Source organism: Chroococcidiopsis sp. SAG 2025, from assembly GCF_032860985.1.
In the GTDB taxonomy this organism is placed as follows: Bacteria; Cyanobacteriota; Cyanobacteriia; order Cyanobacteriales; family Chroococcidiopsidaceae; genus Chroococcidiopsis.
This window is the reverse complement of record NZ_JAOCNC010000005.1, coordinates 308,816-320,259: the sequence shown is the minus strand read 5'-3', so window position 1 is coordinate 320,259 and position 11,444 is coordinate 308,816. Positions and strand designations below refer to the sequence as shown.

The window sequence follows — 11,444 nt, the reverse complement described above, 5'->3', positions numbered from 1 at the left end:
ACTAACTCGCGACTCTACCGATTACGCCTTCTGCTAACCAATTCATCTTTTCTAGTTCGATCGCTGTTTGGGTGAAATCTTTGTTAGGCACGACAACTTTTCCCGTATTGTCTTTCAATCCTGCCCGATAGATCGTCATGTTGCCAGCCATAAATTTTTCCTTCACGGCATCTGCGTCTTTCTTTGCCTCGGCACTCACCACCGCACCATAGGGCGACATCTTTAAAAATCCATCCTTCAAGCCACCCCTTACCAAGTGCGGAATACCACCATTCATCAGCGTTTTCCCCGCCCGAATCATCTCTGCATAACGAGAGTAAACCTGCGCCCAGTTCCACTCTGCCCCCGTCAAATAACCTTTAGGTGCTAGCTTGGCTTGGTTGGCGTGGTAGCCGCTACAGAAAATTCCCCTTCTTTCTGCCGTTTCCATCACCACTTTCGGACTGTCTACATGGCAGGTAATGACATCAATATCCTGGTCTGCCATACTATTAGCTGCTTCTGCTTCCTTCACGGGTAACGCCCAATCACCCGTAAAGACAACCTGAGTCGTGATTTTGGGATTGATACTCCGCGCCCCCAAGTTAAAGCTGTTGATGTTACGTAGAACTTGCGGGATGGGTTTAGCCCCAATGAAGCCGAGTTTACCTGTTTTAGAAGTATGGGCAGCTACAACTCCTACTACGTACTGTGCTTCATCGATGTAGCCGAAGTAACTACCGACATTTTTGGGATGTTTGTCTTCTTGGTACAGTCCGCCACAGTGGAAAAATTGGACTTCTGGGTATTCCTGCGCGATTTTGAGGATGTGAGGGTCGAAATAGCCGAAGGAAGTGGGAAAGAGTACCGTTGCTCCTTCTTCTTCAATCATATTCCGCATTGTTTCTTCTACGGCGTTTGTCTCTGGGACGTTCGCTTCTTCGACGGTTTTCAACCATGTTAGTTTTGCCAATCCCTGTTTTCCTTCTGCATGGGCTTGGTTATAGCCGAAGTCATCTTTGGGACCGACGTAGATAAATCCCATCACGATGGGCTTGTCTTCTGTGTTGGAAGAAGCTTGGCTTTGGCTTGCTGACGTGCATCCAGTACCGAATTTAGTGGCAGCACCAAATGCTGTAGTTGCTAAAATACCGTGAATTACCTGACGGCGATTCAATTGAACGGGTTTGCTTGTACTCACTTACATTTATCTCCTCGGCAAAACTTGCAGTTAACCGCAAGTCTCCTTGTCACAGGTGGCATCAATATAAGCCAAATGTAAGCAGGAAATGCTGAGGCAGATGTGTAATAGTTAACAAATTTGCCAAGGAGCGTGAACTCTTCAAGCTAACAACACCCGCCCGAAGCGTTAAAGCCGCGATTTTGGGAACAATAATCCAATGAATAGAAAACTCTTGCTTGTGCATCCGTTATGGTCTTGGGTCTATTTAGCTGTGCCTCTCGCCAGGAAGCGATCGCACCTCAAGAAGCTTCACCCCCTGCTCCCAGCACCGTCCCAGTGGGAGAAACATATAGTAAATCGAGCGCGCTCGCGCTCTTGGGCTAGGATCTTCAGTAGAAACAGAAATTGAGTTGAGATGAAGGAGCGCAATGGCTGTATCTTCTGAAAATAGTACGCTTTCGAGCTGGTACGAACAAGATTTTGTTGCCTGGGCGAGTGGGCAAGCAATGCTGTTGAAACAGGGGCGATTTGAGGAGCTAGATTTAGAAAACTTAATTGAAGAGGTAGAGTCTTTGAGTCGGTCGGATAGACGAGCGGTCAAAAGTCAATTGATAAGAGTGTTGAAGCATTTATTAAAACTCAACTACCAATCCAATGCCTTCTACTATCTCAACAGTTGGCGCAGCAGCGTGGTGGAAGGACGTTCTCAAATTAAATTAATCGTGGAGGACTCCCCCAGTCTCAAGCCCTATTTGGCAGAAATTTTGGTGGACTGCTATCAAGAGGCGGTTCAACAAGCTAGTGCTGAAACTGGAATGCCTGCGACTAGTTTTCCTTCGGCGTGCGTATATTCCTTGGAGCAAGTGTTAGACCCGCATTTTTTCCCTCAATCTACTGACGAAACGGGTGCTTGAGGCAAAGGAAACAGTTTTGCGATCGCCTCTGGGTTGTTAAAGATCTAATGAGCGATGAGGTAGCGATTGAGGAGCTGTTCTTGCTGTAATCCACGGGTCAACAGTCACCGCGTACTACATATAATCTTCTCTTTCTACCCCAAATCCAACCAATTTTTAGCTTTACTTTTGCCCTCTGGTTCTAGGTGATGCTGTTTTACGCCTTGTTGCACCACCAGAAGATTTGCGTCTCGCAGAAGCAGTGGTAGAAGATCTGCCTTTTGTAGTTGGTGGGGCAGTAGTTTCTGGCTCTGGTTCGTCGGAGCGCTCTTGGGCAACAGGTGGGGGTGTTTGGGGTGAAGATTCAGGCTGCGACTTTTGTTGTGTCGTTGACTTAGAAGTAGTATTGCGTTTGGTTGCTGGCTTTAAGGTCTTCGAGGTCGCTTTGCCTTTGGGAGGAGATTTGGCAGTAGTTTCCGGCTCTACTGCCGGTTGTGGAGTCGTTTCTGGTTCTATGGTCGGCGCAGAGGATGTTTCAGGTGAGGCAACAGGCTGCGATCGCTGTTTTGTCTTCGCCCTTCTCGCAGTTTTGTTGTTCTTGGCTGGTTGGGAAGCCTTGGCGATTGTCTTAGCTTTTGAGCTGGATTGAGGAGGAGTGTCTGGTTCTACTGTTGGCTGTACAGTCGCTTCTAGTTGGGTGCTTGGTTGGGAAGATACAAGGCTTGGGGATTCTTCTAGTGTTTCAGGTTTTGGTGTTGCAGCTTCTTTTGATTGTTTCTTGACTTGGCGCTGTGTCGTTGTCTTGGTAGTTGATTTGCGCTCTTGGGGTGTCCGAGCAGAAGATTTACGTTTTGCGTTTGATTCGGAAGCATCCGAACTTTTGGTTGCTGGTATTTCTGAGCTGGGTGTTTCAGATGCGATCGCTTCTACTTCAACTGTCACTACGGCTTTTGTCTGTGCGGTGACGAGCGCGATCACCATTTGTTTTTTTTGGTCGTGCTGCTCGAATTCGGCTTGGAGGCTGGGTAATCCCATTTGTCTAGATAGTCGCCCAATTTGACTCGATCTTAGAAACCTTGCCTCCATCTGCGCGACTTCGCCAACTGTGTAGTAGTTGACTACCAGCACTCCCGCTCCTTGCGCTTCAGCCATGCCTCGGTAGTATTTACTTAAGCTAGGTATGTCAGCACTGATCGACTGCTTTAACTGTTGCAACTCATCCATCAAAAAATCTGCTCGATCCCAAAGAACTTTATTTAGATCTATCGTACTACCAATTTGAAAACGAGCCATCGCTTTTGACAATCTGCTCGAACCGACGATTTTCTAGAATGAAACTCAAAGTTCATGAACTTTGAGTTTCTAGATCAATTCATGATTTTCCTCACTTCACTTCACTTCCAATTATTTTCTACATATGAAGTAGAGATAGGCTAAGTTAGCAAAGAATGTTGTCAGTTTATCGAGATAATTCTTGGCAATCTCTTTCATCAACTTTTGGCAGAGATTGCGCAAATGAAGTCAGAGAGAGTGGTAAAAAAATCTGAATTAAAAGTGGCAAATTCTGAACTTGCTAGACAAATACAAAAGTAATTTTAACGGAGAAAGTATGAGTAGTGGTAGCTACAATTATTTATCCTGTACAGCAGATGAAAGTGCTTTAGAATTGCTGGAGAGTCGGGGTGACGTAGCGCAAATGCTCCAACGTCTGCCTCAACTCGAATACGCAACTCAAGCAGCCCAAGCAACAGAAAGCATCCTGAGAGAGCTAGGCAAGTTAAGCCAAGTTATTGCTGAGTCCGAACAAAAAATCAAAGAATCCGAACGGAGAATTAAGCTTACTAATGAGAGTGCAGTATGGTGAACACTTTTGTCCAAATGCCATTTCTTGTGAGTCAGCTTTCGGAGGGCGTTTCAAGGAGTTAATGGATGTTAACCATACCCCGCTCCCAGTAGTAAAAGCCAAAGTTTAATGGAAGTGTGGCAAGCAGTAGAAGACTGGGATAGCCGCGATTGGTCTGAACAACGAGTTAGAGAAGCGATCGCTAATTTTCAAAACAATAAATCATCCTCAGCTAGAGGTAAGGGCGATCGCTCGTGATGATGTTAGCCCGGTGGCGCGCCCTATTTGCTCGCTACTAACGATTACATGTTTTTTGACTGACGAGTGCGATCTTCCTGCCGCGCCACAACGAGTCGCCGTTGCTGCCGCTGGATCTTTCCCTCGGCTTCTAAGCGCTGGAGGATGGTGGTCACCGTCACCCGATTCGTCCCCAGCGTCTGAGCCAACTGCTGATGGGTCAGCGGCAGATCGAGCAAGCGACCGTTTTCCACGTCACGACCGAATTTTTGACTCAACCAGACTAGGAGCTGCCACAACTTACAAGACAGGGGATTGAGATGAACGATGCTCAGGAGTTCTTCGGTTTGCTGCTGCTGCTGAATGATGGCATCGGTGAAATGCGCTCGCTGATTGTAGGGACAGCAACTAATGACGACATCTGTGAGGCAGTGGAGTTCGTAAGGTTGCACTCGTGATAGTCCATGACCGACGACATCTCCCACTCCCCAGTAACCCAAGCAAACTAGCTCGCCTTCATCTGTCCAAGTCATGCTACAAACGACACCTGATTCGATCCGCCATAAAACTTCGCCCTGTTCTGGGAGTTGCGCGCGACGGACAAATTGCTGTTTGAGCGCTGGCTGTGCCATTCCAGCGCTCCGATCTAACTGTTGCATGTCACTCTACCGATTGAGCAATGGATTGACTAACTAGCCCAATTAGAACCGCTAAATACACGAGTCCGACATCCAGAAGGCAACAAATATGCAGGTTTTGATTCATCACTTTATACCAATAATATACCAACAGAATATTATAGAAAATTTATATTTTCTCAACTCATGCAAGTGGCTGGAATGAGTTGCAACTAAACTCTATCTAAAGGTAGAGCCACAACAACTTCCGTATCCCAAAACACGCTCGCCGATGAAAAAATCTGTCTCAAACGCCAACTGCTCGATTCCTGAACTTTTCTCAACCTTGCCCAATTGACGAACGATGGCACTTGTACTGATACTGAATTGACTAGATTTTCATTCGTTTGGAGCATAAATGTGACGACACCGGAGAGCGGGCTGGAATTTATTGCTGGCGGCGAGCGAGAAATCAGGACGGGCAAACGTGGTGATGTATTAGCTCGATTTATCTGGGGGATGACGATGAATTGTCCCAACAGAAGGCTCAAAAATTGAGGGCGGTTTTTTTTGGGGGTGCAATGCGGCAGAAGTTCAGACAAAAGACGAGATTGACAGCAGATGAAGCGAAAGACTACCGATTAGAGCAACAACTACCACAAATCGTCGTCATGGAACTATGGTCTTTTGAACAAGTGACGCAAGCGGTTCAAATCTTGTGGCAGGGACAACCGCTAGTCTTGAACTTGACTCAGTTGGATGTAGAGTTAGCACAGCGAGCGGTGGACTTTGTAGCTGGGGCAACTTGCGCAATAGATGGACAGCAACAATATCTAGCACCAAGGCTGTTTCTGTTTGCACCCCAAGACGTTGAATTAGCAAATGCGGTCGATGAAACCGTCTAGCTGTAGAAGCATGAATTATGGCAGAATTTTGTTTCGGTAAGAGTATAGCAGGTGATTTTCGTTTTAGAAGTGAGTCGATGATGCAGCTTCAAGATATCCATCAGTTTTTTACCAGTCCCCCACCGATTTATCTTTGTCAGGAGCAAGCAGTTTGTTACATTCTATCGGTGTTGCTGGAGAGCGAATCTTACGGTACTGAGCTAATTGCACAGCTCGAAGGCGAATATGCCAACTATCGCCTCTCGGACACGATCCTACATGCTGCGTTAGAGTTTCTCGAATCGGAGGGCGCGGTCTGGAGTAGTTGGCACAAAGTCGAAGGGCGCGGACGACCGCGACGGGTGTATCGAATCAATTCCGCATGGCATGATGAAGCTAGAAAGTTAGCACAATTGTGGCGTGACTTTACCACTCAGCAGCAGCAAAAAAGGCTTAGCGTTGAGGTTTGCTCGCCAAAGCGAGCGGCACAATCGTAGTGACTGTTGCATCTGACACCGATGACAATGAGAATATAACTCCTGGTTTGTGAAGTAAAGTTTCCCAACCAACATCAAGGACTTGGGAAACTTCCGACTACATTTACCAATCGCTTATCGCTTCGTCACAAATCTAGGTAGACGGAACGATTTATCATTTTCATTGTTGCTACCAGCAAAGTAAGCCCAAGAGCCAATAGCGGCAGCCAAGAGCCAACCGAGGATTAATATAGCCACTGGGAGCGCGATTGAACTATCCATGTCATAACCTCCTGGAATTTGAGATTTGTCAAACTAGTCGTGCGCGCACAGCTCCTTCTTAACAAGGGGATCGAGAAGCGTCAACATTTCTTAAAGGAAAGCGCCCCATTTTTACTGATATATGTATGGCTCTCAGGAAGTTAACACTGCAATTGCAACTGGAGGATCGCCACAGGATGGTTGGGATTTTGCTTTGCAGTTGCACTTTGAGTTCTTGCTAGCGGTCCCAATTATGAAAAATCACTACTAGTCTGAATTTGACTCATGCACTTTTTGCCTGAGTAAGTTGCATGAATTGCTCTCGCAATTGGCTAGTCGCTGTGCCAGTAAAGTGTATTTTAATAACGAGCAAATTGTCATTGGCGTTTTGAGATAGTTACTAAGCCTGCCAGCTCCTTCAGTAAAAATGATGTAACATCAGATCGCCATCTTAATCGCAAAACTGATATAACATTATCTCAGAAATTTTGAGCATGAGATTGAGTTAATCGAAGAAGAAGAAAAAACCATGCAAGCCAACTTAATCCTTTCTATTGAGACGAATGCCGGAGGAGTGGCTAAAAGTACTATTTCTTATAATCTTGCCTATGAAATAGCAGTTCGTGGTTATTCAGTAGCCTTACTAGACATCGATCCCAATGAGTCATTGACATTGTTCTGTGGGTTGGAGAAAGTTGCAGCTCCAGGAACAATGGCTGATGTCTACGATTCAGAATTCAAAGGAGACTGGCCTTTGAGCGCTGCTTGGCAGAGTAAGATTGACAAAATCCAAGTTTGTAGGGGTGGTAAACAATTGCACCAAACAATTCGGACAATCGCTAAAGATTTGCGCGGGGCTTATCTCCTATCAGACCGCCTCAGCGATTACCCTTTACCACATGACTTTGTGATTATCGATTGTCCTGCAACTCTAGAACCTTTGCCACTGACGGCACTAGCAGCTTCTACTCACGTACTCATTCCCATTCAACCGGAGTACAAAGCTTCTCAGGGTGCTGCGGCGATGATTGAGTGGTACTACTACAACTGCAAGCAACTGCGGTTAAGACCAACTCCCAAAATTTTAGGGATGGTGCCGACTCGGTGGAAAAGTGATTGGGGAGCGCACAGAAGTATTGTTGAAGAACTGCCGATTGTTTGTCAAAATTTAGGAATTCAGTATTTTAACCCGATTCGCGAATCTGCTGACATCTTAAATGCTTCCGGTCGGGGATTGCCTCTAGGAATATACCGACCAGGAAAAGGAGCAAGAGAAGATTTTCAGCCGATTGTGAATGCATTAATTCAAGAACTGAAAGAGATCAGAGGTCAATAAATGTCAAAGTCAAGCAAGCCAAGCGTGCTTGGGATGTTTGCCGGAGCAGCTGGCTCACAGCAAGTTTTTGAGCTAGAAGAACGGATAGAAGCACTGCAAGCCGAGACTACTAGATTGAAAGCCGAGCAAACGAGGAGTGAATTTGCTCAAGCAGAAAGCACTCAGCTGAATCAAACTATTGAAGAGTTAAGAGAGCAACTCAAGGCATCTGGGATTTCTCAAGTCCACTTTAATCAAGTTAAACCCAACCCGAAACAAGCAAGGCAGACATTTACGCCAGACAGCATTCATAGCATGGCTGTGTCAATTCGAGAAGAAGGGCAACAAGAGCCAATTATCCTACTACCAGGAAATCTCATCTTCGACGGCGAACGGAGGTGGAGGGCGGTTGCAGAATACTTGCAACCGGAAATTGACACACTGGATGCAGTCATGCTGCCGAAGGAACTTTCAGAAGAAGAATTGCATGCACGCACGCTATTAACTAGCTTGCATCGAGAAAATCTGAATGAGCTAGATTTAGCTGAGGGATTGATTCAGCAGGCTAAGTTGGGGTTAAAGATCGAGCAGGAAGAGGTAGTTAAAGCTCTCAGGAGAGCGATCGCTAGACTAAATGCGAAAAAACTACTACCCAGATTAACTCAACTAGTCAGTGCAACTAGAGAAGAGCAGCTAGAAGGCATCGAGGATTTTGATTTAGATGAGACCGAGCAGAATGTATTTCTACTCTTACTGCGTTTTCAGCAAAATCCGGCATCTGTGGATGCCAACGTCTTCCCCTGCTTACGACTGTCGCTAGACTTGAAGACAGCGATTTGGAAGTTGGGACTGGGTGCTAACCATGCTCGTTCTCTTCAACAGCTAAACGCCAAAAACTTAGCAATTGAGGAAACTGTTGCCGAACAAATTCGACAAGAAGCAATAACAAGAGTTTTACAAGAAAGACTGACAATAGCAAAAACCCGTTCTCTAGTTACCAAAATTATTGCTGAACGTAATCCTGAAAAGAAAGCTGAGCCAAATCGTCAGATTAGTTCTTTAATTGATGATGTCTTAGCAACAAAGCTCGATCGCGTTCAGCCGAAGCAACTAAGAAACTTACTTTCTGCTTTAGAAGCTAAGGCTAGAGAAATTCGGGAAAAGCTGGGAAACGTTATTGATTGACAAATCAACAATTTGCCACTTGAGCTAGACCTCAAAGTGGTAAAAGAAGAAGAAAAGTTGAAATCTAAATAGTCTAGCTCGATCTATGCGATCAAAAAAGGTTTTTATGAGAGAATACACAGTTCGGGCGCACGAGCGCACGATCCACACCCGTTTATATAAATTCATCTGTCAGCAGTGCGGTCAACCGACAGAACGAGAGACATATGGTTCAAGACCACTTTACTCTGAAAGCTACCGTCCACCAGGCTTGCGAGCAATTGAAGATCCAAAGTATAAAAAGAACAAGCCTAGACCCGTACTAGGCAAACGGGCTGAGGACAAAGCCAGGGTGTAACGGCGCTTGGTAAAGAGCAATGGAAGAAGTGGCGAAGGTTCATGACAAGCGCTTTCCGCCAACGGGCTCGCCAAGCTACTGTTGTGTTAGCAAGGAAAAATACTGTCAGTTTTCTACACGGACTATAACTGTTGGCAATTTCGAGTGTTGAGTGAGAGTGGGGAGGTATTTGGAGAGCAGCAAACTGATAAAACAGCGATAGATGCGGAAAGGGCGGCAAGAGAATGGGTAGCAGGTTGCTCATGCGATCGCGGCTAAGCTATTCGCAAAAAGTCCGAGAGCATTTCTGCTCTGCAAGCAACCCGTACAAGCGACCCATCATAGCAAAGAGCGGCTATCTAAAGAACGAGTGCGTGTAACCTCTAGCCGCGCTTGCTATCTTAGGTAAAGCAAATTCCCTCATCCCTGACAGCTCTATGATGGAAAAATACCGGAAACTAATCAAACGTCAACGTTTTGAAAAGAGTGAAGAAAGCGCTGATTCTGGTTTGCCAGCATCAACGCTAGCCCAAACCAATCAACCGATAAAGACTCCAGAAGCACCTGTTGGAGAGCAAGCGAGCGATGAAACAGTAGAAGTGCCAAGCTCGCCAGAGTACTGGGAACCTCTAAACGTATACCCATCGAACCCATCTACCTATTCTCAGTGGCAGCAAGAGTTGAGGGAGATTGAGCGGGAGCAGGCAAGTGATGTCTGGGAGTCTTGTCCCTACGACTAAAATGTTAGTAGTTCTAGCCTTACGGGAGTTTTAGAGCGATTACACAAGCGAGAGAACAACTTGGTTTGAGATTGTCCTGGCTGGAAAAAAATTTCGGGATTGAGCTTTTGTGGGAAACCATTCCGAATCTCCCATTCATCCGGTTGATTTTGAAGAAGTAGTCCTGACCAAACTTTGCCTGTATTCGGCATACTCAATCCTTAAACATTTATGTTTAATCTGATTGTGAGACAGCGATCGCGCATAAAGAAACCCAAACTCCAGATTGACTGTAGAAATCTTCCCGTTGTTCCAACTCAAACTCTCCCGACAGAACAGCTAGCCAAGTTTTGACCAATGGCATTTTCCGATCTGACTCTAGAGTGGTTGAAGAATGTATTTGTTCTACCAGCTCGACCAATGGTAAGCACCTAGTTGACGTACTCGTAAAACAATCGGCGATCGCGCTTATCCAAGTAGAAACATCTTCGTCATGGGCAACCTCAAGCGCTTTTTGTTTCTTTTCTTCATCCGACTGCGGTGAGGAGGCAGTAATTTCATAGTTGCGTTCCAACTGTTTGACCATTTCCAGCACGGCAGATTTATCTACTGGAGCTACGATAGAAGACTCCACCTGAAAGTTGGGTACGATGCGACGCTTGCGCTTTGGAGCGGGTTCGATCAAATCGCTCAAATCTATTGCCATTGACTGCCGCACTAAATCTGAAAAAAAACCATCAGAGACAACTGGGTCGCGGTAGGAATACTCCCAGTTTTCAATCGACACCTCAGCTCGTAATGCAAGTAGTTGTGCCACTTGAAGCATTGTCTCCCCAGCGACTTGCAATTGTATTGACTCTGGCAGTTGGGCGACGCATGTGTCAACCCGATCCAATAATGCTGTTAAATCGAGAGTTTCAGGGGTGAGCCTGGCAGCTTGTAGTTGAGACCAAAGAAGATTCAGTTGCTCGATTGCCATCATCTGCTGGGGGAGAATTGGTAAGGGTTAAGGTGAGCGGCATGGTAGGAGCAGGGACGCACGGGGCATTGAGCAATTGAGTGCTGCTGCTCACGGGCAAAGCGTTCAAATCCCGTTCGCCTCCCATGACCGTATTTTAAATAAAGCGCCTCCAGCAACTGAAACGCATACTCTTTGACTAAACGAGGAGGATATCCAAAAGTATGTTCCGGTCGAGTCATTGCTTTGGGAGCATTCCCCAGCCAGAGTTCGGCACAAATAGCATGAATGACGACTTCATCATTCGGCTGACGGGGTTTGTCCAGGTAAGTATGCAGCACCACGTATGGAATTTCTGGAACGGATACTACTACTTCGTCAATTGCAGCTCGGCGCCCAGCCACTCGCTGCCTGCCCTTACGGTAATACGAGCGCTTACTGTGGCAAGAATCTCCAGCCCAACAGCCATCGCCACTACAAGCAGCATCGTGAAGTTTTCGAGCTTCTGCTGGTGTGAGTAAGCTACATGCCCAGCATTTTTGATTTAACGGTCGCTCCATATATATAGATGTCAGCAC

At 46.1% G+C, this 11,444-nt stretch carries 18 protein-coding genes; 10 read left to right on the top strand and 8 right to left on the bottom strand.

The window, feature by feature from the left end; all coding sequences use genetic code 11:
- Position 1: 1 nt before the first annotated feature.
- The gene (locus tag N4J56_RS39050) at positions 2 to 1,180 is read right to left on the bottom strand and encodes a BMP family ABC transporter substrate-binding protein (protein ID WP_317112347.1); all 1,179 of its coding nucleotides are present in this window, start codon (positions 1,178 to 1,180) and stop codon (positions 2 to 4) included.
- 231 nt (positions 1,181 to 1,411) lie between these two features.
- Here N4J56_RS39050 and N4J56_RS39045 point away from each other — a divergent pair, with 231 nt between their 5' ends.
- Both N4J56_RS39045 and N4J56_RS39040 read left to right on the top strand, forming a co-directional pair.
- A complete protein-coding gene (locus N4J56_RS39045; protein ID WP_317112345.1) occupies positions 1,412 to 1,546 on the top strand; it encodes a hypothetical protein in 135 nt (44 codons plus the stop codon).
- A 44-nt stretch (positions 1,547 to 1,590) separates the two neighbouring features.
- The gene (locus N4J56_RS39040; protein WP_317112344.1) at positions 1,591 to 2,076 is read left to right on the top strand and encodes a DUF29 domain-containing protein; all 486 of its coding nucleotides are present in this window, start codon (positions 1,591 to 1,593) and stop codon (positions 2,074 to 2,076) included.
- Positions 2,077 to 2,238: 162 nt separating this feature from the next.
- Here the strand turns inward: N4J56_RS39040 and N4J56_RS39035 are convergent, their stop codons facing one another.
- A complete protein-coding gene (locus tag N4J56_RS39035) occupies positions 2,239 to 3,348 on the bottom strand; it encodes a hypothetical protein (RefSeq protein ID WP_317112343.1) in 1,110 nt (369 codons plus the stop codon).
- 316 nt (positions 3,349 to 3,664) lie between these two features.
- Here N4J56_RS39035 and N4J56_RS39030 point away from each other — a divergent pair, with 316 nt between their 5' ends.
- Both N4J56_RS39030 and N4J56_RS39025 read left to right on the top strand, forming a co-directional pair.
- Complete coding sequence (locus tag N4J56_RS39030) at positions 3,665 to 3,919, top strand: hypothetical protein (protein WP_317112342.1); 255 nt, start codon at positions 3,665 to 3,667, stop codon at positions 3,917 to 3,919.
- Positions 3,920 to 4,027: 108 nt separating this feature from the next.
- Entirely contained in the window at positions 4,028 to 4,156 is a 129-nt protein-coding gene (locus N4J56_RS39025) for a hypothetical protein (RefSeq protein WP_317112341.1), read from the top strand.
- Positions 4,157 to 4,200: 44 nt separating this feature from the next.
- Here N4J56_RS39025 and N4J56_RS39020 read toward each other — a convergent pair whose 3' ends face one another.
- Positions 4,201 to 4,794 (bottom strand): Crp/Fnr family transcriptional regulator, encoded by a 594-nt coding sequence (locus N4J56_RS39020; RefSeq protein WP_317112340.1) that lies wholly within the window; start codon positions 4,792 to 4,794, stop codon positions 4,201 to 4,203.
- A gap of 191 nt (positions 4,795 to 4,985) precedes the next feature.
- Positions 4,986 to 5,303 (bottom strand): hypothetical protein, encoded by a 318-nt coding sequence (locus N4J56_RS39015; RefSeq protein ID WP_317112339.1) that lies wholly within the window; start codon positions 5,301 to 5,303, stop codon positions 4,986 to 4,988.
- Positions 5,304 to 5,333: 30 nt separating this feature from the next.
- On the opposite strand from N4J56_RS39015, the gene N4J56_RS39010 reads away from it, so the two are divergent.
- Both N4J56_RS39010 and N4J56_RS39005 read left to right on the top strand, forming a co-directional pair.
- A complete protein-coding gene (locus N4J56_RS39010) occupies positions 5,334 to 5,657 on the top strand; it encodes a cell division protein SepF (RefSeq protein ID WP_317112338.1) in 324 nt (107 codons plus the stop codon).
- A gap of 80 nt (positions 5,658 to 5,737) precedes the next feature.
- A complete protein-coding gene (locus N4J56_RS39005; RefSeq protein WP_410500849.1) occupies positions 5,738 to 6,133 on the top strand; it encodes a PadR family transcriptional regulator in 396 nt (131 codons plus the stop codon).
- A 114-nt stretch (positions 6,134 to 6,247) separates the two neighbouring features.
- Here N4J56_RS39005 and N4J56_RS39000 read toward each other — a convergent pair whose 3' ends face one another.
- A complete protein-coding gene (locus N4J56_RS39000) occupies positions 6,248 to 6,394 on the bottom strand; it encodes a hypothetical protein (RefSeq protein ID WP_317112334.1) in 147 nt (48 codons plus the stop codon).
- A 508-nt stretch (positions 6,395 to 6,902) separates the two neighbouring features.
- On the opposite strand from N4J56_RS39000, the gene N4J56_RS38995 reads away from it, so the two are divergent.
- The 4 genes from N4J56_RS38995 to N4J56_RS38980 all read left to right on the top strand — a co-directional run bounded on the left by N4J56_RS38995 (position 6,903) and on the right by N4J56_RS38980 (position 9,929).
- Positions 6,903 to 7,709 carry a ParA family protein gene (locus tag N4J56_RS38995; protein WP_317112332.1) on the top strand — a complete coding sequence of 269 codons (807 nt, stop codon included), beginning with the start codon at positions 6,903 to 6,905 and terminating at the stop codon, positions 7,707 to 7,709.
- The gene (locus N4J56_RS38990) at positions 7,710 to 8,873 is read left to right on the top strand and encodes a ParB/RepB/Spo0J family partition protein (RefSeq protein ID WP_317112330.1); all 1,164 of its coding nucleotides are present in this window, start codon (positions 7,710 to 7,712) and stop codon (positions 8,871 to 8,873) included.
- A gap of 85 nt (positions 8,874 to 8,958) precedes the next feature.
- A complete protein-coding gene (locus N4J56_RS38985) occupies positions 8,959 to 9,210 on the top strand; it encodes a hypothetical protein (protein ID WP_410500820.1) in 252 nt (83 codons plus the stop codon).
- Between the two features lie 416 nt (positions 9,211 to 9,626).
- Positions 9,627 to 9,929, top strand: coding sequence for a hypothetical protein (locus N4J56_RS38980; RefSeq protein WP_317112328.1), 303 nt, complete (start codon positions 9,627 to 9,629; stop codon positions 9,927 to 9,929).
- Here the strand turns inward: N4J56_RS38980 and N4J56_RS38975 are convergent.
- Genes N4J56_RS38975 through N4J56_RS38965 form a run of 3 tightly spaced genes read right to left on the bottom strand, consistent with a single transcriptional unit; the run spans position 9,926 to position 11,444 of the window.
- Positions 9,926 to 10,120 (bottom strand): hypothetical protein, encoded by a 195-nt coding sequence (locus N4J56_RS38975; RefSeq protein ID WP_317112327.1) that lies wholly within the window; start codon positions 10,118 to 10,120, stop codon positions 9,926 to 9,928. The two genes, N4J56_RS38980 and N4J56_RS38975, sit on opposite strands and share 4 nt — an antisense overlap.
- A 23-nt stretch (positions 10,121 to 10,143) precedes the next feature.
- The gene (locus N4J56_RS38970; protein WP_317112326.1) at positions 10,144 to 10,890 is read right to left on the bottom strand and encodes a hypothetical protein; all 747 of its coding nucleotides are present in this window, start codon (positions 10,888 to 10,890) and stop codon (positions 10,144 to 10,146) included.
- The gene (locus N4J56_RS38965) at positions 10,887 to 11,444 is read right to left on the bottom strand and encodes a hypothetical protein (RefSeq protein ID WP_317112324.1); all 558 of its coding nucleotides are present in this window, start codon (positions 11,442 to 11,444) and stop codon (positions 10,887 to 10,889) included. Before N4J56_RS38965 ends, N4J56_RS38970 begins: the two co-directional genes overlap by 4 nt.